The 20,017-nt window shown below is 71.2% G+C and carries 20 protein-coding genes; 4 read left to right on the forward strand and 16 right to left on the reverse strand.

All coding sequences use genetic code 11. From position 1 onward, the window contains the following. Nucleotides 1-51: 51 nt before the first annotated feature. The 10 genes from ACFWVV_RS08330 to ACFWVV_RS08375 all read right to left on the reverse strand — a co-directional run bounded on the left by ACFWVV_RS08330 (nucleotide 52) and on the right by ACFWVV_RS08375 (nucleotide 10,582). Nucleotides 52-1,317 carry a spore photoproduct lyase family protein gene (locus ACFWVV_RS08330; RefSeq protein WP_384354826.1) on the reverse strand — a complete coding sequence of 422 codons (1,266 nt, stop codon included), beginning with the start codon at nucleotides 1,315-1,317 and terminating at the stop codon, nucleotides 52-54. A gap of 225 nt (nucleotides 1,318-1,542) precedes the next feature. Beyond that, nucleotides 1,543-2,403, reverse strand: coding sequence for an amino acid ABC transporter ATP-binding protein (locus ACFWVV_RS08335; RefSeq protein ID WP_384354828.1), 861 nt, complete (start codon nucleotides 2,401-2,403; stop codon nucleotides 1,543-1,545). A gap of 5 nt (nucleotides 2,404-2,408) precedes the next feature. Further along, nucleotides 2,409-3,194: an amino acid ABC transporter permease gene (locus ACFWVV_RS08340; RefSeq protein WP_384354830.1), complete on the reverse strand. Its 786-nt coding sequence runs from the start codon at nucleotides 3,192-3,194 to the stop codon at nucleotides 2,409-2,411. Between the two features lie 12 nt (nucleotides 3,195-3,206). Further along, nucleotides 3,207-4,004 carry an ABC transporter substrate-binding protein gene (locus ACFWVV_RS08345; RefSeq protein ID WP_384354832.1) on the reverse strand — a complete coding sequence of 266 codons (798 nt, stop codon included), beginning with the start codon at nucleotides 4,002-4,004 and terminating at the stop codon, nucleotides 3,207-3,209. Between the two features lie 218 nt (nucleotides 4,005-4,222). Beyond that, complete coding sequence (locus ACFWVV_RS08350; RefSeq protein ID WP_384354834.1) at nucleotides 4,223-5,695, reverse strand: hypothetical protein; 1,473 nt, start codon at nucleotides 5,693-5,695, stop codon at nucleotides 4,223-4,225. An 82-nt stretch (nucleotides 5,696-5,777) separates the two neighbouring features. Then, nucleotides 5,778-6,362 (reverse strand): TetR/AcrR family transcriptional regulator, encoded by a 585-nt coding sequence (locus tag ACFWVV_RS08355; protein WP_384354874.1) that lies wholly within the window; start codon nucleotides 6,360-6,362, stop codon nucleotides 5,778-5,780. Between the two features lie 130 nt (nucleotides 6,363-6,492). Continuing rightward, complete coding sequence (locus ACFWVV_RS08360; RefSeq protein WP_384354836.1) at nucleotides 6,493-7,533, reverse strand: agmatine/peptidylarginine deiminase; 1,041 nt, start codon at nucleotides 7,531-7,533, stop codon at nucleotides 6,493-6,495. Nucleotides 7,534-7,584: 51 nt separating this feature from the next. Continuing rightward, a complete protein-coding gene (locus ACFWVV_RS08365; protein ID WP_384354838.1) occupies nucleotides 7,585-9,267 on the reverse strand; it encodes an urease subunit alpha in 1,683 nt (560 codons plus the stop codon). 121 nt (nucleotides 9,268-9,388) lie between these two features. Next, nucleotides 9,389-10,072, reverse strand: coding sequence for an urease subunit gamma (gene ureA, locus ACFWVV_RS08370; protein WP_384354840.1), 684 nt, complete (start codon nucleotides 10,070-10,072; stop codon nucleotides 9,389-9,391). Between the two features lie 222 nt (nucleotides 10,073-10,294). Then, on the reverse strand, nucleotides 10,295-10,582 hold the full coding sequence (locus ACFWVV_RS08375; protein ID WP_384354842.1) for a hypothetical protein: 288 nt from the start codon (nucleotides 10,580-10,582) through the stop codon (nucleotides 10,295-10,297). A 215-nt stretch (nucleotides 10,583-10,797) separates the two neighbouring features. On the opposite strand from ACFWVV_RS08375, the gene ACFWVV_RS08380 reads away from it, so the two are divergent. Next, nucleotides 10,798-11,205, forward strand: a complete 408-nt coding sequence (locus ACFWVV_RS08380; protein WP_384354844.1) for a rodlin — start codon at nucleotides 10,798-10,800, stop codon at nucleotides 11,203-11,205. A gap of 207 nt (nucleotides 11,206-11,412) precedes the next feature. Here ACFWVV_RS08380 and ACFWVV_RS08385 read toward each other — a convergent pair whose 3' ends face one another. Beyond that, nucleotides 11,413-11,898, reverse strand: a complete 486-nt coding sequence (locus tag ACFWVV_RS08385) for a flavin reductase family protein (protein ID WP_384354846.1) — start codon at nucleotides 11,896-11,898, stop codon at nucleotides 11,413-11,415. A 327-nt stretch (nucleotides 11,899-12,225) separates the two neighbouring features. Here ACFWVV_RS08385 and ACFWVV_RS08390 point away from each other — a divergent pair, with 327 nt between their 5' ends. After that, nucleotides 12,226-12,459 (forward strand): hypothetical protein, encoded by a 234-nt coding sequence (locus tag ACFWVV_RS08390; protein WP_384354848.1) that lies wholly within the window; start codon nucleotides 12,226-12,228, stop codon nucleotides 12,457-12,459. Between the two features lie 87 nt (nucleotides 12,460-12,546). On the opposite strand, the gene ACFWVV_RS08395 is transcribed toward ACFWVV_RS08390, so the two are convergent. From ACFWVV_RS08395 to ACFWVV_RS08415, 5 genes are all read right to left on the reverse strand, one after another. Beyond that, nucleotides 12,547-14,394: an ABC transporter ATP-binding protein gene (locus ACFWVV_RS08395; protein ID WP_384354850.1), complete on the reverse strand. Its 1,848-nt coding sequence runs from the start codon at nucleotides 14,392-14,394 to the stop codon at nucleotides 12,547-12,549. After that, nucleotides 14,391-14,987 carry a TlpA family protein disulfide reductase gene (locus tag ACFWVV_RS08400; protein ID WP_384354852.1) on the reverse strand — a complete coding sequence of 199 codons (597 nt, stop codon included), beginning with the start codon at nucleotides 14,985-14,987 and terminating at the stop codon, nucleotides 14,391-14,393. The genes ACFWVV_RS08395 and ACFWVV_RS08400 overlap by 4 nt, the downstream gene beginning before the upstream one ends. Nucleotides 14,988-15,105: 118 nt before the next feature. Next, on the reverse strand, nucleotides 15,106-15,567 hold the full coding sequence (locus ACFWVV_RS08405) for a S26 family signal peptidase (RefSeq protein WP_384354854.1): 462 nt from the start codon (nucleotides 15,565-15,567) through the stop codon (nucleotides 15,106-15,108). Then, entirely contained in the window at nucleotides 15,564-16,160 is a 597-nt protein-coding gene (locus ACFWVV_RS08410) for a MauE/DoxX family redox-associated membrane protein (RefSeq protein ID WP_384354856.1), read from the reverse strand. The genes ACFWVV_RS08405 and ACFWVV_RS08410 overlap by 4 nt, the downstream gene beginning before the upstream one ends. Nucleotides 16,161-16,324: 164 nt before the next feature. Beyond that, nucleotides 16,325-16,507 carry a hypothetical protein gene (locus tag ACFWVV_RS08415; RefSeq protein WP_384354858.1) on the reverse strand — a complete coding sequence of 61 codons (183 nt, stop codon included), beginning with the start codon at nucleotides 16,505-16,507 and terminating at the stop codon, nucleotides 16,325-16,327. 335 nt (nucleotides 16,508-16,842) lie between these two features. On the opposite strand from ACFWVV_RS08415, the gene ACFWVV_RS08420 reads away from it, so the two are divergent. Both ACFWVV_RS08420 and ACFWVV_RS08425 read left to right on the forward strand, forming a co-directional pair. Next, on the forward strand, nucleotides 16,843-19,365 hold the full coding sequence (locus ACFWVV_RS08420; protein WP_384354860.1) for an ATP-binding protein: 2,523 nt from the start codon (nucleotides 16,843-16,845) through the stop codon (nucleotides 19,363-19,365). A gap of 256 nt (nucleotides 19,366-19,621) precedes the next feature. Next, complete coding sequence (locus tag ACFWVV_RS08425) at nucleotides 19,622-19,855, forward strand: chaplin (protein ID WP_384354862.1); 234 nt, start codon at nucleotides 19,622-19,624, stop codon at nucleotides 19,853-19,855. Nucleotides 19,856-20,017: the final 162 nt, after the last annotated feature.

Consider the following 20,017-nt stretch of genomic DNA (forward strand, 5'->3'; position numbering starts at 1 on the left):
GTATACCCCGGTCCGCGCGTTTTTCCCGCCGCCCGGGGCCACGTGGCGGGCTCAGAAGGCGTATCGGACACGCAGCCACGGTGTGTGCTCCGCGAGCAGCTGCCGGAGCCGGACGAGGGACTGCTGCTTGACCTCCTGCGCGTAGCGGATGTTGAAGGCGCCGTTCTGGGAGCGTTTGGTCTCCTGGGCATCCGGCTGCCAGAGCACCTCCTCCGCGCGGGGGTGCCAGCCCAGGTTGACCTCGTGCAGGGCCTGGTTGTGGGTGAGCATGATGATCTCGGCCGCCGCCTGCTCCTTCACCCGGGACGGCAGTACGTCGTCGAGGTGGCGGAGCAGATCGGCCCAGTCCCGCTGCCATCCCGGGCGCAGCACGACGGGCGAGAGGTTGAAGTGGACCTCGTAGCCCGCGTCGAGGAAGTCGGCAGCCGCGGCGATGCGTTCCGCGACGGGACTGGTGCGGATGTCCAGCAGCTTGGCGTCGTCGGGCGGCATGACGGAGAACCGCACCCGGGTGCGCCCCTGGGGGTCGAGCGCGAGCAGGTCGGGGTTGACGAACTTGGTCGCGAAGGAGGCCTTCGCCGTGGGCAGGGTGCGGAAAGCGGCGACGAGGTCGGCGGTGTTGTCGCAGACCAGGGCGTCCACCGAGCAGTCGCCGTTCTCGCCGATGTCGTAGACCCAGGCCCGCGGGTCGCACTGGTTGGGCTCCTTCTTGGGGCCCTGGGCCCGGACGTGGCGGCGGACGTGGGCGACGATCGCCTCGATGTTGGTGAACAGGGTGATGGGGTTGGCGTAGCCCTTGCGCCGGGGGACGTAGCAGTACGCGCAGGCCATCGCGCACCCGTTGGAGGGGCCGGGCGCGATCCAGTCGGCCGATCTGCCGTTGGGGCGCGTCGTGAGGGTGTGCTTGACGCCGAGGACGAGGGTTCCGCTCTTGATGCGGACCCAGCGGGCGATGTTGCCCTCGTTGCCGTGCAGGGCGGGGATCCGCCAGTGGCTCGCGACCTCGGTGACGCGCACGCCGGGCAGCCGGGCCATGATCTGGCGGCCGCGCGGGGAGTCCAGGGCGGCCGGTTCCGCGTACACCTCGCGCACGTCGAGCATCCGGCGTGCCTGCGGGCTGTCCCGGAAGGCCGGGTGCGCGGGTGGCGGGGTGGTGCCGGCCCCGGTGTCCGACCAGTCGAAGAGGGCCTGCTGTTCCGGCTCCCCGGCGGGGACGTGCTGCCCGCTCTCCCCGGCGGGGACGTGCTGCCCGTACTCCCCCGAGGAGATGTGCTGTCCGGGCTCCCCCGAGGGGGGTTCTGCTCCTGGCCGGCCCATCCGTTGTCCCTCTCCGCGTGCCTTCGTCCGCTGCGCCGGGTGGCGGCCGTCCCGTACGTCGTACAGGACGGAGCACTCACCGAGCCCGCCCGTACGGTACGCCGAAGGTCCCCAGGAGGCGCGGCGACGGCGCTGGTCGGGGGCTGGAAAAGCCTTGCGGCGGCACCCGCCCGGCGGGGCATGCCCCGGCGCGCGTTCTGCCGCGGCACGCCCCTGCGTCGGCGCTCACTTCTCCGGCGAGGCCCGGTTCTCCGGTGAGCCCCGGCGGCTGCCTTCCGCTGTGCCGTCCTCGCTCAGCCCTGCCGCCGCCGGGTCGAGCAGGCGGGCGAGGAACGAGCGGGTGCGGGCGTGGCTCGGGGACCCGATCACCTGGTCCGGGGTGCCTTCCTCGACGATGACTCCGCCGTCCATGAAGACCACCCGGTCCGCGACCTCCCTGGCGAAGCTCATCTCGTGGGTGACCACGAGCATCGTCATGCCCTCGTCGGCGAGGAGGCGCATCACGGCCAGCACGTCCCCGACCAGCTCCGGGTCGAGTGCCGAGGTCGGCTCGTCGAAGAGCATCAGCTGCGGGTCCATGGCCAACGCCCTCGCGATGGCGACGCGTTGCTGCTGGCCGCCGGAGAGCTGCGCCGGGTAGACGGACTCCTTGTCGGTGAGCCCGACGCGGGCCAGCCGCTCGCGTGCGATGCGGGCGGCCTCCGCCTTGTCCCTTCCCAGCACCCGCCGCTGAGGGAGCGTCAGGTTCTCCAGGGCGGTCAGGTGCGGGAAGAGGTTGAACGACTGGAAGACCATGCCGATCCCGCGCCGTACCTTGTCGATGTCCACGTCGGGGTCGGTGACCTCGTCGCCCGCCACCAGGACCGTTCCCGACGTGGGCTCCTCGAGCAGGTTCACGCAGCGCAGCAGTGTCGACTTGCCGGAACCCGAGGGGCCGATGACGCACACCACCTCGCCCGGTGCGACGGTGAAGTCGATGCCGGACAGCACTTCCAGCGTGCCGAACGACTTGTGCAGGTCACGCACCTCGATCGCCGGCGCGCCCCGTGACGTGTCCGGCGCCTTCGCGGCCGGGGAGTCCTTCACCGTGCTCACCTCGCCCTTGACGTACGTGCTTCGAGCCGGCGGACGAGATGGCCCAGCGGCAGGGTGATCACCAGATAGCAGAGTCCGGCGATCAGGATCGGGGTCAGGCTGCGGTTCTGGTTCAGCGCGTCCCTGCCGAACTTGGCCAGCTCGTACTGGGACAGCGACAGACCGAGCAGGTAGACCAGGGAGGAGTCCTTGGTCAGCAGTATCAGCTCGTTGGTGAGCGGCGGCAGTACGATGCGCAGCGCCTGCGGGATGACGATGGAGACCATCGCCCTTCCCTGCGACATGCCGAGCGAACGTGCCGCCTCCGTCTGCCCCTTGGGGACCGCCAGGATGCCGGCCCTGATCGTCTCTGCCATGTACGCGGCGCCCACCAGGCCGAGCGCCAGCATGACCGTCACGTACTGGTTGAGCGCCACCTGGAAGGCCAGCGGGACACCGAAGCCCAGGGCGATGAAGACCAGCAGCGCGGGCACACCGCGGAAGAACTCGATGTACGCGACGGCCAGCCAGCGGTACGGCGGGACCTTCGAGAGCCGCATCAGCGCGAGCAGCAGCCCCAGGGTCAGGCCGAAGCCGAAGCCGAGGACGGTGTAGATGAGGGTGTTCACCAGCGCGGTGGTGATGATGTCGGGGAACTGTGCCTTGGCGACCTCCAGGTCGAAGAAGGCACGCCGGATCTCGCCCCAGTCGGCGGCCAGGGCGACCACGAGGAGCACGGCGATCAGTACGGCGTACTGAACTCCCCGTACGGCGCGGGTCCGTTGTCGTCGGGACATTGCCATCGGTGGGGCCCCTCACTTCTTCGGAGCGGCGGGGAACCACTTCTTGTAGAGGGCGTCGTACCTGCCGTCGGCCCGTGCGGCCTTGATGACCGTGTCGATCTCGTTGCGCAGGGCGGTGTTGCCGGTCCGCACTCCGATGCCGTACTTCTCGCCCGTCTCGAACTCGGCGGTGACCGCCGTGTCCGGGTTCTTGCGGGCGTACTCGAAGAGGACACCGTTGTCGTTGACGGCGGCGGCGACCTGTCCCGTCTTGACGGCGGTGAGCAGCAGGGCGACGTCCTCGAACTGCGTCGTTTCGATACCCGCGCCGTTCTTCTTGGCGTAGGTCTCACCGGTGGTGCCCTGCTGGACGCCCAGCTTCTTGCCCTTGAGGGAGGCGAGCGAGGTGTAGGGGGAGCCCTTCTTGGCGATCAGGGCCTGGGTGGCGTCGAAGTAGGGACCGGAGAAGTCCAGGTTCTCCTCGCGCACCGGCGTGATCGTCATGCCGGCCGCCGCCAGGTCGCACTTGCCCGCGTTGAGGTCCTCGCCGGTCTGGATGCCTTCGAAGGGCGTGTCGACGATCTCCTGGGTGACCTTGAGTTCCTTGGCGACCAGATCGACGATGTCGACGTCGAAGCCGACGACCTCGTTGCCCTTGCGGGACTGGAAGGGCTCGTACGGAAGGTGGGTGCAGGTGGTGAGTTTGCCTGCGTTGACGAGTTTGATCTCGGAGCCGCCGGTGGTGGAGGGCTTCGTACTCGTGCAGCCGGTGGTGACGACGGCGAGGGCGGCGACGGCGGCGATGAGGGGCAGCGCGGTGCGAGCGGACAAAACGCCTCCAGCGTGAGGTTCGGCCGCGGTCCGGCGCGAGCCGGGGGCTCGCAGGACCGCACGGACTCAACGGATCACAGGGACTCGCGGGGCCACGGGACCTGACGGGCCTGTGGCGCACGCGAGTTGCGCAGATCTTGCCATCACAGGTGCCGGTTGTCTGCTGGTTGGCGAAGGGCGGAGCAGGCCGCCGGACCGGCTCCGCCCTTCCTGCCCCGTCAGGGGGTGACGCTGAACATCATGCGTTTGCCCGGGTATTCGGTGAGTGTCCACAGGCGGTTCGGGGAGCCCGGCCAGACGGTCAGGTCCTCGATGCCGATGGCCATCTCCCGGCGGGCGGTGGTTTCCACGAGCCGTCCGTCGCTGCCGGGTCTGGCGATGATCAGGTGGCCGTTGTTGGTGGACCCCCGGCTCTGGCTGAGGTAGTACGTGCCGTCGATGACCGCGCCGCCCTGGATGCTGCCGTTGTCGTCGTACGCCGTGTCGTAGGGGACGCGGTGGGCGGCGGTGGCCGCCCAGTTGCCGTTGCTGTCGGTGGCTGGCGTGCCGCCGTCGGTGTTCATCGGCCAGCGGATCACCCGGCCGGTGGTGAGGGCGCTCGTGACGTCGTTGCGGTTGCAGTACTCGCCGGTCACGATGTGCCGCCGTGCCGCACTGCGGTCCAGGCTGGCCCAGCTGGTGGTCGGCGCCGTGTCCGTGGCCGTGCAGTTCTTCTTCGGGTCGTAGATGTCGCACGGCGTGCCGGGCGGCGGCTCGTTGGTGTCGCAGGCGGTGTTGGTCCAGCCGTCGCTCTGCGGAAGTATGTAGCGGTAGCCGTGGGAGTAGTACTTCCCGTCCTGGCGGCCGATGGCGGTCTTGGTCAGGCCGCGCTCGTCCTCGGGCAGGGCACCGAGGTCGACGATGTTGCGCAGGTCGAAGACGCGGAAACCGCGCGAAGTGTCCGCCACGTAGAGGTAGTTGCCGTACCAGACGATGCCACCGGCGTGCAGCGAACTGTACTTGCGGCCGCCGTTGTCGTAGTGCTGCGAGTTGCGCACACTCATGTACGTGGTGTTGCCCGACGCGTTGGTGAACGGGTACACCAGCAGGATATGGGCGTACTTGCCCGTGCTGGAGTCGATGACGGAGATGCGGACGCCCTTGCGTTCGGTGTTCGTCCCGCCTTCGTCCGTGTCGGTGGGCGTGGTGCTGTTGTCGTCGGTCCAGTCGTCCCTGTTGTACCAGGTGGCGATGAAGGGCCGGTGCTCCGCCGGGTTCCAGCCGGGCTCGGCGTCGCCCCAGGTCTGGTCCTGGTCGGCGTCGGCGACGCTGGTCAGGCCCTGGGGCCACCACTCGGAGTTGGGCTGGCCGTTGTCGTCGGGGTCGAAACAGAAGCTCCTGCCGAAGTTCTTCGGGGTCGAGGTCCCCGCGGTGGCGCCGTCGTTGCAGACCGTGTTGTTCCACTGGCCGACGTTGGCGTTGCCGCTGTTGGCCTCCTTCAGGATCGAGTTCAGGCCGACGTTGGGCAGGTCGGCGTTGAGGCTCGCGACCCTCGCCTGCAGGGCGGCCTTGTTCCCGATCGGGCGCTGTACGAAATTGGACAGGTCGAGCCCCGGGTCGGCGGCAGCCTGCGCGGGCGCCGTCGCACACAGCGAAGCCAGGACGGCGGCCACGGCGACGAGTGCTGTCCTTGGTTTGTATCTCTTCTTCACACGATCCTCCTACGCATCATCGGGGCACATGATCGCAGAAGCGTTCGACCGTGCGCGCAAGGAGGGAGCACATCGGGCCGGCCTAGCAGTTGCCAATCCTCCTCTCGCCCGGATGGGTTGGCGCATCCTCCGCGCTGAGCGTTTCGTCCAGGAAGTCCCGGATGTGGGCGAGGACCTGGTCGCGCTCCGACCCCGGCAGGCCCATCGCCACATGGGTGCTGAACCCGTCGAGCAGGGCTCTGATCCGTGTGGCGGAGCGCTCCGCGTCGACCGCCCGCAGCTCGCCGCGTGACGCGCCTTCCACGAGCAGGGCCACCAGGTCGCGGTGCCAGGACAGTTCGATGTCCAGGAGCCGGCCCCGGGTCTCGTCGTCAATGGCCCGCACCCGGTTCCACAGCTCCAGCCAGAGGGTCCAGTGCGGGTCGCGCGGCGCCCGGGGCACGTACAGCCGCACAAAGGCGTCGAGCCGCTCCCGCACCGGGACCTGCCGGGCCAGTGCGGAGCGCCGCTCGACACCGAGCTGCTCCTCGCTCCACTCCAGGGTCCGCAGCAGCAGCTCGTCCTTGGAGTGGAAGTAGTAGAGGAGATGCCCGCTGCTCATCCCGACCTCCCGCCCGAGACCGGCCATCGTCAGCTTCTCCAAGCCGTCGTCGGCGATCGCGGCCATGGCGGCGGCGAGCACGGTCTCACGCGGCGGGGCGGTCTTGCGGCGCCGGGGGGCGGAGGCTTCCTTCACCCGTATGTTCTACCTGATCCGCGCTCCGCGCCCTGGCTCGCCCGAGGTGCTTCGGGTGGCCTCACCCGAGGGACTTCGGGCGGCGGGCGGGCTGCTGCTGGGTGACACAGTGGATGCCTCCGCCGCCCGCGAAGATCGTGCGGGCGTCCACGAGGACGACCTCGCGGTCGGGGAAGAGCCGGCGGAAGAGTGCGGCGGCCTCCTCGTCGCGGGGGTCGTCGAAGGCGCACAGCACGACGCCGCCGTTGCAGAGGTAGTGGTTGATGTAGGAGTGGTCGACCCAGTGGCCTTCCTCGTCCTTGAGGCTTTCGGGCGCCCGGACCTCGATCACCTCCAGCGGGCGGCCCTTGGCGTCCGTTTCCGTACGCAGCAGGGCGGCGATGGACGTGCAGAGCTCGTGGTCGGGGTGGGCCGGGTCGGGCTGGGAGTGGACGAGGACCACGCCCGGGGCGGCGAAGGCGGCAACGATGTCGACATGGCCAAGGGTGCCGTAGCCGTGCGGAGGGTAGTCTCCGGTGAGGCCGCGCGGCAGCCAGATGGCCTTGGTGGTGCCCAGCTTGGCGTGGATCTCCGCCTCGACCTGCTCCCTGGTCCAGCCGGGGTTGCGCTCGGGCCCGAGCTGGACGGTCTCGGTGAGCAGGACGGTGCCCTCGCCGTCGACGTGCAGCCCGCCGCCCTCGTTGACGAGCGGGGAGCCGTGCACGGGGACGGAGACGAGGTCGGCGACATGTGCGGCGATCTTCGAGTCGTGCTCCCAGGAGGCCCACTCCTGGGCACCCCAGCCGTTGAACACCCAGTCCACTGCTGCCAGTTGGCCCGCCCCGTCGGTGACGAAGGTCGGGCCGATGTCGCGCATCCAGGCGTCGTCCAGCTCGCGCTCGACGAGGTCGACGCCCGGTCCGAGAAGGGCCGCCGCACTTTCCGCGTCACCGGGGGCCACAACCATGGTGACGGGTTCGAAGCGGCGTACCGCACGGGCGACGGCCGCCCAGGCCTCGCGGGACTCGGCGAGTTCGGCGGGGTCGGAGAAGGTGGTGTTGGGGCTCGGCCAGGCCATCCAGGTGCGCTCGTGCGGGTCCCACTCGGCGGGCATACGGAACATGGCGGTCCTTAGGGAGGAGTGCGGGAGGGGTGCGGGAGAGGCGGGGCTGCGTCAGAGAAAGTAGAGCCGGTTGAGCGAGACGGAATCCGCGGGCTCCGAGCGCAGCGGATCGCCGTCGAGGGTGACCAGTCCGGTGCGGCCGTCGACGTCGACGGAGCCGGTGCGGGAGTTGAGGAGCAGGTCGGCCGGGCCGATGCCCCGGGTGTGGCGGACGGCGACCCGGCGGCGGCGGGTGGGCATGGTGTCGTTGCCCAGGTCGAGTGCCGCCTGCGCGACGAAGGCCACCGAGAGGTCGGCGGGGGCCGTGCCGTGGGCGCCGAACAGCGGGCCGAGGACGAGGGGTTCGCAGGTGTCGGTGGCGGCGTTCGGGTCGCCGGTGACGCCGTACGCGGGGAAGCCCGACTTCAGCACCAGCTGCGGCTTGGCCCCGAAGGAGTCCGGGCGCCACAGCACGAGGTCGGCCATCTTGCCCACCTCGACCGAGCCGATCTCGTGGGCGAGACCGTGGGCGATGGCCGGGTTGATGGTCAGCTTGGCCATGTAGCGCAGTACCCGGGCGTTGTCGTCGTCGCCCTCGGCGCCGCGTTCGGCCTTCATCTTCCCGGCGAGCTGGAAGGTGCGGCGTACCGTCTCCCCCGCCCGGCCCATGCCCTGGGCGTCGGAGGAGGTGATGCCGATGGCCCCGAGGTCGTGCAGGACGTCCTCGGCGCCCATGGTGCCGGAGCGGATGCGGTCGCGGGCCATCGCGGCGTCGCCTGGCAGGTCCGTCTTCAGGTCGTGGACGGAGACGATCATCCCGTAGTGCTCGGCGACCGCGTCGCGCCCGAAGGGGAGCGTGGGGTTGGTGGACGAGCCGATCACGTTCGGCACGCCCGCCATCTTCAGGACGTTGGGCACGTGCCCGCCGCCGCAGCCCTCGATGTGGAAGGCGTGGATCGTCCGGCCTTCCAGGACCTTCAGGGTGTCCTCGACGGACAGGCACTCGTTCAACCCGTCGCTGTGCAAGGCCACTTGTACGTCGTGCTCCTCGGCGACCCGCAGCGCGGTGTCCAGGGCGCGGGTGTGGGCGCCCATGTCCTCGTGGACCTTGAACCCGCTGGCCCCGCCCTCGGCGAGCGCCTCGACCAGGGGCGCGCTGTGCGAGGACGAACCCCGGGCGAGGAAGCCGATGTTGACGGGCCAGGCGTCGAAGGCGCCGAAGGCGTGCCGCAGCGCCCAGGGCGAGTTGACGCCCACTCCCCAGACCGGCCCGAACTCCTGGCCGATGATCGTGGTGACGCCGCTCGCGAGCGACGCCTCCATGATCCGGGGCGAGAGGAGGTGGACGTGGGTGTCGACGGCTCCCGCGGTGGCGATGAGGCCCTCGCCCGAGACGATGGTGGTCCCGGTGCCGACGACGACGTCGACCCCCTCGAGGGTGTCGGGGTTGCCGGCCCGGCCGATGCCGGAGATACGGCCTTCCCTGATGCCGATGGACACCTTGCGGATGCCCTGCACGGCGTCGATGAGCAGCACGTTGCTGATCACCACGTCGCAGGTGTCGCGGACGGCGGCGGCCTTGAGGTGCAGTCCGTCGCGGGCGGTCTTGCCGAACCCGGCGAGGAATTCCTCGCCGGGCTGCTGCGAGTCGGCCTCCACGCGGACGACGAGCCCGGAGTCCCCGAGCCGCACCCGGTCGCCGGCCCGGGGGCCGTGCACGGCGGCGTACTCGTAGGGGGTGATGGCAGGGCTCATCGGGTCGCCTCCGTCGGCTGCGGGGTGGGGTGGGCGGTGACGCGGCCGGAAGGGGAGGAGTCCGGGCGGCAGGGCGTTCGGGGGTCCTGGGAGCCGGGACCCTCCGGGTTCGGGCCGCTCCTCACGGCGTCGCTCCGAGGTAGCCGCAGGCCGCCGCCCTGCGCAGGGCCTCCTCCTTCGCGCCGGGTGCGTCGAGCGGACCGTCCACCAGTCCGGCGAAGCCGATCGCGACACGGTCCCCGCCGATGGGCACCAGGCCCACGTCGGCGCTTTCGCCGGGCCCGAAGCGGAAGGAGGACCCCGCGGGCACGGCGAGCCGCATCCCGTAGGCGGCGGCCCGGGGGAACTCCAGCCGGGGGTTGGCCTCGAAGAAGTGGAAGTGCGAGGTCACCGAGACCGGGACGGCGGAGGTGTTGCGCACGGTGATCCGTACGTCCGGCTCCGGTTCCTGGTACCCGGGCCCCGGCAGCAGGGCTCCGGGGGCGTCGTCCCCGAGCGTGCCGCCGCCGAAGGGGTCGCTGACCACGGCGAGCCGCGAACCGTCGTCGAAGACCGCCTCGACATGGACTTCGGTGACCACGTCGGCGACGCCGGGCAGCACGTCGTCGGGGCCGAGCACGCCGCGCCCGGTCTCGATGGCTTCGGCGAGCCGTCGTCCGTCCCGCGCCGCCTCGCAGACGGCGTCCGCGATCAGGGCGGTCGCTTCGGGAACGTTGAGCCGCAGCCCGCGCGCCCTGCGGGCCCGCGCCAGCTCCGCAGCCCCGAAGAGCAGCAGCCGGTCACGTTCGGTCGGGGTCAGTCGCACGCCGTCACTCCTCCACACACCATTTAGAGCACCACTCTAAACATGCGGCAGGCTCGACGGGAAGGCCGGGCGCCATATGGGGAGATAGGTCACGTGGATGAGCGGGACGCCCTACAGCAGGCCGCCCCCATACGGACGGGCAAGTATTGAGCAGCACTCAATACTTACCCGGCTGCGGAGGGGGCGGCACCTACCCGGCTGCGGGGGGCCACCTGCCGCGCCTCACTGGACGGCACCCTCCGGGATGCAGACGTAGCCCTCGCCCCACAGGTTCGGCTCGACACGGCCGGGCGCCTCGCAGCCGAGCCAGGCCTCGCGGTACCGCGGGTTGTTCTCGATCAGCCGCTGCTCCTGCGGGGACGCCGCCAGGAAGCGGGCGTAGCGCTCGTCGGAGAGCAGCAGGGTGGCGGGCTCCGGGCAGTGGGCGCGCGCGAGGGCGGGCGAGGCCACCCCGAGCACACCGGAGGCGGCCAGCAGCAGGACGGCGAGAGTGGTACGGGTACGGGACACAGAGCCTCCAGGGAGAGCCTTCGGACGGTACGCATGCTCCAACCGGCCCGCCCCCGGGAAGTCACGCGACACCGCTTCGCGCGGTGCGGCCGTGGTGTGCGGTACCCCCACCTTGCCCGCCATACGGGGGAATGGCGATAACCAAAGGAGCGGCACCGGAGTTCTGCAGAGGGCTCCGTATCCGGGGCGCCCGACGAACAAGAGGGAACCCAGAGATGAAGAAGGTCATGGCAACCGCCGCACTCGCAGCGACCACGCTGGGCTTCGGTGCCTTCGGCGCACCGCAGGCGATGGCGATCGCGGACGACACCGGCACCACCTCACAGAGCGGCAACGGCGCGGAGCAGCACTACGGCAACTCCGAGACCACCGGCAACCTGAGCCCGCAGCTGTACCCGGTCCAGGGCTCGCTCAACAAGCTGTGTGTGGGCGTTCCCTTCAAGGCCAACCTCCAGTCCCTCGTCGCCCTGGTGAACGTCGGTGTCCAGGACATCCCGATCCTGTCCGCCCCGCAGAACCAGCAGTGCGCCGAGAACGCCACCCAGGCCAAGGGCGACGAGCCGCTCTCCCACATCCTGAGCGACATCCCCGTCCTCGCGGGCAACGGCGACGGCAACCACTGACTCTCCGCCACACCCGGCGCCGCGGTCCCGCTGTCCCCCACCGCCCCGTAAGTCCTCATCGTCCCCTCAGCCCCCGCTGTCCCCCAGCACAGCCCCCGGTCGGCCCGCGCCCGGGGGCTGTCCGGCGTCCATCGGGCATCGGGCATCGGCGCACCGGGTATCGGGTATCGGCGCACCGGGCAAAAGCGCACCGGGCCGGCGGAGCCGTCAGTCGGCAACGGGGTGGCCCGCCGTCACGTCGAGGGCCTGACGGAGCATCAGTACGTCGGGGGAGGCGTCGGGGCCGACCTGGGCACCGGTCGGGGCGAGGAGGAAGCCCACGTGGTCGCCGGCGTCGAACCGCTCGACGATGCGCCCGGTGAACCAGGCGCTGGCATCGCTGAGCAGCGGTGTGCCCTCGGGGCCTTCGGTCCAGTCGAGGCCGTCGAACTTGTCGTGCTCGGCTCCGCACTCGCCGCCGAAGCGCTCGGCGAGGTCGTGGCGCTGCGGCAGCAGATGCACGGCAAGGGAGCGTGCCCTGCACGCGAGACGGTAGGTGTGGTTCTCCCGGGAGAGCCAGACGACGAACCGTGCGGGGCTCATCGAGCACTGGCCCGCGAAGCCGACCAGGCATCCGGCCCTCACGCCGTCGGCGGCGACGGTCACCACGTAGACCGGCGAGTTCACCAGGTCGAGGAACGAATCGAAACTCACGGGTGCGCCTCCGGGGCGATGCGGTACTGACTGCGGGACGTGACTCCCGCCGCGGGCAGGGGTCGGGGCATGCTGTCCTCTTCCCGGCCCAGGGCCCGCCCACTCGTGCCGGTCCTGCCCGGCCACACGGACGGGCTATCGCACCGCCGCTTAGCCACCGGGGCGGATGCGGGGCCTCTCTCGCCGGGCGCCGCGGGGGGTGGCGGGCCGCTTCACCCGTGCGGGTGCCGTTAAGCGGCTGATATCTCCATCGGGCTAAAGGTGCGTACAGGTGGTGTCCGGTGCCCGGCGGTTTCCCCCCACGGGTTTGCGGCGAGGGGGCCCGTCATGAAGTCCGTAACGGAAACAGCGCAGGCCGGCCGCTCCCCCGTCCGCCCGTTCGGCGAGTACCGACTCGACGACGCTCCGACCGGGCTGTCGGGGACGTACCGCTGCGGGTGCGGCCCCGCCCGTCCCGAACCCGGCACGCCGCGCCCCGCCGTCCTGTGGGGGGCCACCGTCGCCCTGACCGCGGGAGCCGTCGGCTTCTCCGGGGCACTGGCCCTCCTGGGCCGGTGTTGACCAGAATCCCGGGGGGTTCCTGTCACCCACGCGCGGATGCCGGGCGGCGCATGTGCGTACGGGCGCATGTGCGTACGCAGTACGGGATCAGCCCCGCCCCTCCTGGTAGCCGCTCGCCTGGAGGGTGAACAGGTCGGCGTACACGCCCCCGCCCAGGAGCAGCGCGTCATGGGTGCCCTGTTCGGTGATCCGGCCGTCGGACAGGACCACGATCCGGTCGGCATCGCGCACAGCGCCCAGGCGGTGGGAGATCAGCAGGCTCGTGCGACGGGCGCGGTGCTCCCGCAGCCGCAGATGGACGTCGTGTTCGGCGGCGGCGTCCAGGCCCGAGCTCGGTTCGTCGAGAATGAGCAGATCGGGTTCGTCCCGCACCAATGCCCGCGCCAGTGCCACGCGTTGCCACTGGCCTCCGGAGAGTGCGGTGCCGGTTTCGTCGTCGTGCCCGGTGTCCCGGGTGTACACCCGGGACAACATGGTGTCGTAGCCCCGGGGAAGCCGTGAGAGCAGGTCGTGCACTCCCGCCCGGCGGGCCGCCCGTTGGATCCTGTCGGGTTGGCCGAGCGTCCCGACGTCGCCGATCGCGATGTTCTCCGCCGCTGTGAGGGCGTAGGGCACGTAGTCCTGGAAGACCGCGCCGAGACGCTGACGCAGCTGTGGCACCGGAATCTGTGTGAGGTCGATGCCGTCCCAGAGGACGGTGCCGCGCGTGGGGTCGTAGAACCGGCAGAGCAGTTTGACGAGGGTGCTCTTGCCCGCGCCGTTGCACCCGACCACGGCGACCGCCTCGCCGCAGGGGACGAACAGGTTCACCCCGCGCAGGATCCAGGGCTGGTCGTCGGCGTACCGGAACCAGACGTCCCGGAACTCGATGCCGGTACGGAGGGCAGGAAGGGGCTTTCCGGTACGCGGTGAGCCGGGCGGCGGAGGCGGAAGGTCGGGGCCGGCCCGTACGACGGCCAGATAGTGCCCCATCAGCAGCAACTGCTGATGCACATCGGCGAGGGACCTGATGAGACTGGCCAGGGCCCCTTGTACGCCGACAACGGCCGCCACGAACATGGCCACTTCACCGACCGTCAACTGGCCGCGCCTGGCCGCCAGCGCCGCCCAGATCAGGCCCGCACCGGCGACCAGCGCACTGAGCAGGGCGAGCAGCCCCTGGGTCAGGAACTCACGGCGATCGGTGCGATGGGTCACGGCATCGGCGCTCCGCCGCTCCACAAGCATCCGTTCCTTGAGAAATCCGCCGGCCCCGAACAGCCGGATCTCCTTGGCCGCGTCCAGGTCGGACAGCAGCATCTGGTAGAAGAACTCACGCCGTTGGGCAGCGCTGACACGCCACTCGGTGCGGGCCCTGCGGTGGGAGATCTTCAGCTCGGCCACCAACGCGGGCAGGGCGGAGAGCGTGACCAGGACCGTCATCGTCGTATCGACCGCGTAGAGGGCGGCCAGAAAGCCCAGCGTGGTCAGCGTCCCGCCCGCGATGCGCAGCCCGCTGTCCGTGAAACGCCCGATCGCATGTCCGGCCGCCGAGCGCGCCATGCGCAACCGGTCCTGGAAGGCGGGGTTCTCGAACCGGGCCAACCCGTGGAAGGAGTTGACCGTGGTGTACAGACGGTCCACCGCGCGCAGGCCGGCCGCGCGGTTGAACCGCGCGAGCAGGAACTGCGCCCACAGCGGAAGCAACGCCGCCACCAGCCCCGTCCCGGCGAGCCCCATTGCCAACGTGAACAACGCTTCTCCCCCGGTGCCGGTGAGGCGGTCGAGGATGAGCCGGGTCAGCCAGGCCGTCGCCACCGGCACGGTCGCCAGAGCCACCGTGAGCACCACGAGCACCACGAGCGTCCACGGAGCCGCCCGCCAGGCAAGAGCGCCGGTGGCGCGGGCGGTGTCCACCGCGACCCCGGCCGTGAGCCGCTCCCGCGCGCCGCTCATGCGTCGATGTCCGCCCGGGGCCGGGGCAGGGAGGGGTACGGGTCCGCGGTCGGGCCTGGGCCCGAGGTGGAGGGCCTGCGCGGCAGGATGCGCCCGGTGTCCGCCACGTGCCCGGCCGCGCCCATCCCGACGTACGCGGGCAGCCCCTGGATGTCGAAGGCCGTGGTGAGTTCGCCGCCCATGTCGGCGAGGACGACGCGGGCCACCGGGCTGAGCCGGTCCACGTAGGGCCCCGGATCGCCCGGGTCGGCCCCGTCCCGGATGACGACGGCGAGCACGTTGCCCGGACCGTACTCTTCGGCGCGCTCCACCACATGGGGCAGCGTCTCCTCGCACGCGGGGCAGTCCGGCGATACGAAGACCACCACGAGCCCCTCGTGCAGACTCGCGTCCGTGAGCGGGCGCCCACCGGTGTCCACGGTGGAGAAGGTGCCCACCCTGGCCCCGGGCGACAGCCCGGTGGCCCGGTCCCAGTCGCTCCGCGCCGTTGACGCGGGTCGCTCCCTCAGCCGCCGTACGACCCCGAACGTCAGGACCAGATTGAAGACGCCGAGGACTCCCAGCAACAGCACAGCGACGGTCAGACAGGACATGACACAGCTTCCTTTCCTAAGGGGCGATTGCCACGAAACCGGTTGCCACGAGGACGAGTTGAGCTGAGCGCGGGGGGCAAGGGGCGGATCGTGAGGGGTCGGGCGTAAGGGCAGCGGCTCACGCCCTGCGCGGCAGGTGCCGGACGACAACGCCGAGGATCTGGTGCTCGCGGAAGTAGCCGCAGAACCGGGAGTCCAGACTCTCGTCGGGGTTGTCCCCGAGCAGGACGACGCGGCCCGGCGGCACGAGCGCCCCCGGCACTCCCCCCACCGCTGCCACGACATGCGGCGGCACCGGGTCGCCCGGCACGGCCGCAGCACGTTTGATCAGCCAGCGGGGCAGGAGCATCGCGTCCCAGCGCGCACCGGCCGGCGGCCGGGAGACCACCAGATCGTCCGGGCGGACCCGGTCGAGCAGGGTGCGCCGGATCAGCACCCGGTCGCCGTCGGCCAGGGCCGGCGCCATGCTGGCTCCGCTCACGCCGATGACGACGTACCTGCGCCTCGCCACCAGCAGCAGGGCCCCGGCAGACAGAGCGGCCAGCCCGGCACCGGCCACGAGCGGGTTCGTCCGGTTCATCCGCCGGTCCTTCCCGCCCCGGCTCCGGCAGCGCCGTGCGCGTCACCTCGGCCGAAGAGGTGGGCGAGGTCGTCCAGGGTCACGGTCACGACTGTCAGCAGCAGGGCCGCACCGACAGGGAGCAGCATCGCGGCCGGCCCCCCTGCGGTGTCGGCCACCGGACGCACCGGATCGCTCGCCGTGAGCTGTGTGAGCTCTACGACCAGTCCGGTCAGTGCGGCACCCAGCAGGCCCGCGTTGCGTACGACGTGCCGGCGCGCGATCGGTGCCCCGCCGCCGAAGCAGTGGCACTCGACCGGGGCGCTCCCCCGCAGCGCCCCGGTCAGCGCACCGGTGAACACCGCCAGCAGCACGGCAGCCAGCGCGAACCCCGCGACCGTGGTGGTGGGCACCGCCAGCGCTCCGACCACCGCCGCCTCGGCCCCGACGACGAGCACCGCCACGGCCCGGCTCCAGCCGCGCAGAGCCGGGGCCAGCCGCACCACCGTGGCCCGGAACGCACCGAAGGCGGCGGCACTGCGCAGCTTGCCGACCACCGAGCAGAGGAAGACCAGACCGAGGAAGATCCGGCAGACATCGATCAGTTGGTTCACTGGCGAGTCCTTCGCTGGAACGGCTTGAACGGCTTGAACGGCTTGAACGCCTGGAACGGCTGGAACGGCTGGAACGGCTGGAACGGCTTCGGCAGCCAATTCGGTCGGGCCCGGGGCCCGGCTCCCCGGAGGCAGCCGGACCCCGTACCCGGTCGAAGTCCGCGTCAGCAGCCGCACCACTTCTTGTAGTCCCGGTCGTTGCACGGGTCGTAAGCCCAGTACGCCTTGCGCTGGGCGCACCCGCTGTAGGGGATGCACTCGTACTGCCAGCAGGACACTGCCGACGCCTGTGCCTTGGGAGCCACCGCCTCCAGCAGACGGTCCGACACCGCTCGGATGAGCTGCATGATCCGTTCCTCCTTCTTGGGTGGGACGCGCAGGGCTGCCCGCCCGGCGTAGTCATGGAGGTTGCCGGGCTCTCGTCGTACGTCACAACCCTCGCCGCCTGTCCCGGACTGTCCCGGACGGGCGAGGACGGCATACGGCCTGGCAGGAGGAGCTTTGAAGGGCCGCACGGGACGCTTCGCAGGGTCCGCGCGGTATCCGCGCACCGTGATTGGCCTGATCGGCCCGGTACGGGATCACCTCGCCTCACTAGAGTGGTCGGCGTGACGACAGCTTGTACTACGACGTGACGGCGCCGCCTCACGGACCCGACGCGGTACGGAGCACAGCTGAGTTCGTGGCCCTGCTGAGCGCGGTGAAGGCCCGCTCCGGACTGTCCTTCCGCGCACTCGAGCGCAGGGCCAGGGACCGCGGCGACCACCTGCCGGTCAGCACCCTGGCCGCCGCGCTGAACCGGGGCTCACTGCCGGGCGAGCCCCTGGTGTCGGCGCTGATACGGGCATGTGGCGGGGACGAGGAGGCGGTGACCGAATGGGCCCGCGTACGGGGCGAATTGGCCGGTGGCGGCGGTACGCGGGCGACGGAGCGGCCCCTCGACCCCGCTGCCGACGGCCCGGGTCCCGGCGGCCGCGAGCACCGCCCGGGACAGGCTGGTACAGGGGAACGGCCGCTGGTGCCTTCCCTGTTGCCTCCCGACCAGCCGTTCTTCGTCGGCAGGCGGGACGCGCTGGAAGAGGGCCGCGCACTGCTGGGCAGGCAGGAGAGGGGGCCGCAGACCCTGCTGGTCACCGGCCCCGCCGGGATCGGCAAGACGGCCTTCGCGATCCGTGTCGGTCACTTGCTGGTCACCCGTTTCCCCGACGGCCGCCTCTACGCCGACCTCCAGGGCTACGGTGGCGAGCCGGCCGACCCCTTCACCGTGCTCGGCGCCTTCCTGCGCGCACTGGGCATCCAGGGCGGGGCGGTGCCCGCGGACCCCACAGGACGTGTCCACCTGTACCGCACCCTCCTCGCCCAGCAGCGCGTGCTGGTCCTGCTGGACAACGCGGCCGACGCCACCCAGGTACGGGACCTGCTGCCCAGCGGCGAGCACTGCGCAGCCGTCGCGACGAGCCGGACCACCCTCGCGGGCCTGAGCGGCGCCCGGCTCCCGCTGAGCGTTCTCGACGCATCGGCGGGCCTCGCGCTGCTACGCGAGATGATCGGCGCGGCCCGCGCCACCGAGGAGGCCGAAGCGGCACGCTCCATCGTGGAGGCCTGCCACGGCCTTCCCCTGGCGGTCTGGGTCGCCGGAGCGCGCCTGGCCGCCCGCCCCCACTGGCCCCTGGGCAAGGTCGCCCTCGCCCTCGCCGACGAACTGCGCAAGCTCGACGAACTGGCCGTCGGCCACATCGCCGTACGGGCCAGCCTCGAACTCACCTACCGGGGCATGGCCCCGGCCGGGAGGCACGCGCTGCGCATGGCCGCGCTGCTGCCGCGCCCCGACTTCGCTGGCTGGTCGCTGGCCGCGCTGCTGGGCACGAGCGTGGCGCGGGCGGAAGCCCTGCTCGACGACCTGACCGAGGTGCACCTGGTGGAAGCCCGGCCGGTCGCACCGACCGGGCTCCGCTATCGGTTGCACGACCTGGTGGGGCTGTTCGGCAGGGAGCGGGCGGAGCGGGAGGACGGCAAGGAGGTCCGTGCCCGCGCGCGGGACCGGCTGCTCGGAGCGAGTCTCCATCTGGCGGACCGGGCGGCGGACACCCTCAGCGTCGACTTCCAGCGCTTCTCGCAGCGGGACCTGGCCGTCTGGACACCCACTGCCGCCGATACGGACCAGCTCCTTGCCGACCCGCTTGCCTGGTTCGACGAGGAACGTCAGTTCCTCATCCGCGTCGCGGACCAGGCGCTCGACCACGCACAGGTGGCACCGGCCGCCGGGCTGGCCACCGCGCTCACGACGCTCTTCCAGGTCCGCAGCCACTTCGACGACTGGGAACGGCTCCAGAGCCGGGCCCTCGAAGCGGCCCTGCACTCCGGCGACCGCCACAGCGCGGCGACGCTCCACCGCTGCCTCGGCGAGCTCACCACCATCCTCGACCGCTATCCGGAGGCGGTTGCGCACTTCGAACAGGCGCTGCTGCTCTCCGAGGGACAGGACCCCTCCTACCGGGCCGGCGCCACCGCGGGCCTGGCCTACGTGCACCGGCTGCTGGGCCAGTACGCGACGGCCGTCGCCCACTTCACCAGCGCCGTCGACCTCGCCCGCGCCGCGCACAACGTCAACTGCCTGGTGTACGCCACCAACGGCATCGGCGTCATCGACCTCGAGCAGGGCCGCGTCGAGGCGGCCGTGGCACGGTTCACGGAATGCCTGCGCCTGAGCCAGGAGGCGGGTTACGGGCCGGGAGAGGCGCAGGCCCTGCGCTGCCTGGGCCAGAGCCACCGCAAGCGGGGGGACCTTTCCGCCGCGGCCGACTGCTACCGGCAGGCCGCCGGGATCAGCACCGCCCTCGGCGACCGGCTCACCGCCACCCACGCCAACTGCTGGCTCGGTGACGTCCTCGTACGGTCGGGTGAACACCGGGAAGGGTTCCAGCTGCTGCACCAGAGCCTGGCGACCTACCGGGAATTCGGCAATCTGTGGGGCGAGGCGGCCACGCTGCTCGCGCTCGCCGAGGCCGGGACGGCCACCGGCGACGCGGTCTCCGCCGTCCGGCAGGCAGGCGCGGCGGTCGGGCTCTGGCGCCGGATCGGCTCCCGGACATGGCTCGCCACCGGCCTGGAGGCCCTGGCCGACGCGTGCACCCGCGCGGGCGACCACCGGGCCGCCCAGAAAGCCAGGGCCGAGGCGGCGGAGCTGTCCGGTACCACACCCTGACGTCCGTCTCCGCCCAACGGGCCCGGCACAGGAAATTCACCATGCGCACCTGTGTCGGGTGTTCTCCGCCTGCCAGCGGCCGTCCGCATTCCCTTATCCACCTTTCGGGTGATAGCGAAAGTTCGCGGGAAAAATTGAGTTTCCTAGATTCCGCCAGGTCGTTACGGATATCGACCTGGCGCTACGGGATTCTGAATCAGGCTCGTGCAGCACGAAATACGTCGCTGATCACGGCGCCGTCGAAGGAAGGCTCAAAATGAAGCACATGAAGATCGCCGCGGTTGCCGCCGGTTCGCTGATGGCCCTCGGTGCGGCCTCCCCCGCCATGGCCGACGCCGAGGCCGAGGGCGTCACCTCGAACTCCCCCGGCGTCATCTCGGGCAACAGCGTGCAGGTTCCCGTGCACGTCCCGGTGAACGTCTGCGGCAACACGGTCGACATCATCGGCCTGCTGAACCCCGCGTTCGGCAACAACTGCATCAACAAGTAACTCCGCATTCCGGACCCTCGGGTCCGGGCCTGGCCGGCCCCCGGACGCACACCACGCGTCCGGGGGCCGACGACCGACGAGCCGCCGGCCGACCAGCCGTCTGCCGACGAGCCGTCCGCCGGCGAGCTTTGGTCAGCGGGCCCCCGGAGCGTCGGCCGCCGG

The organism is Streptomyces sp. NPDC058663 (assembly GCF_042716745.1).
Classification (GTDB): Bacteria; Actinomycetota; Actinomycetes; order Streptomycetales; family Streptomycetaceae; genus Streptomyces.

Coding starts and splice junctions, on each gene's coding strand:
- ACFWVV_RS08380 (WP_384354844.1), top strand. CDS start 10,798: ATGAAGAAGGTCATGGCAACCGCCGCACTCGCAGCGACCACGCTGGGC.
- ACFWVV_RS08330 (WP_384354826.1), bottom strand. CDS start 1,317: ATGGGCCGGCCAGGAGCAGAACCCCCCTCGGGGGAGCCCGGACAGCAC.
- ACFWVV_RS08360 (WP_384354836.1), bottom strand. CDS start 7,533: ATGTTCCGTATGCCCGCCGAGTGGGACCCGCACGAGCGCACCTGGATG.
- ACFWVV_RS08365 (WP_384354838.1), bottom strand. CDS start 9,267: ATGAGCCCTGCCATCACCCCCTACGAGTACGCCGCCGTGCACGGCCCC.
- ACFWVV_RS08355 (WP_384354874.1), bottom strand. CDS start 6,362: ATGGCCGCGATCGCCGACGACGGCTTGGAGAAGCTGACGATGGCCGGT.
- ACFWVV_RS08415 (WP_384354858.1), bottom strand. CDS start 16,507: ATGCAGCTCATCCGAGCGGTGTCGGACCGTCTGCTGGAGGCGGTGGCT.
- ACFWVV_RS08425 (WP_384354862.1), top strand. CDS start 19,622: ATGAAGCACATGAAGATCGCCGCGGTTGCCGCCGGTTCGCTGATGGCC.
- ACFWVV_RS08340 (WP_384354830.1), bottom strand. CDS start 3,194: ATGGCAATGTCCCGACGACAACGGACCCGCGCCGTACGGGGAGTTCAG.
- ACFWVV_RS08390 (WP_384354848.1), top strand. CDS start 12,226: ATGAAGTCCGTAACGGAAACAGCGCAGGCCGGCCGCTCCCCCGTCCGC.
- ACFWVV_RS08400 (WP_384354852.1), bottom strand. CDS start 14,987: ATGTCCTGTCTGACCGTCGCTGTGCTGTTGCTGGGAGTCCTCGGCGTC.
- ACFWVV_RS08405 (WP_384354854.1), bottom strand. CDS start 15,567: ATGAACCGGACGAACCCGCTCGTGGCCGGTGCCGGGCTGGCCGCTCTG.
- ACFWVV_RS08395 (WP_384354850.1), bottom strand. CDS start 14,394: ATGAGCGGCGCGCGGGAGCGGCTCACGGCCGGGGTCGCGGTGGACACC.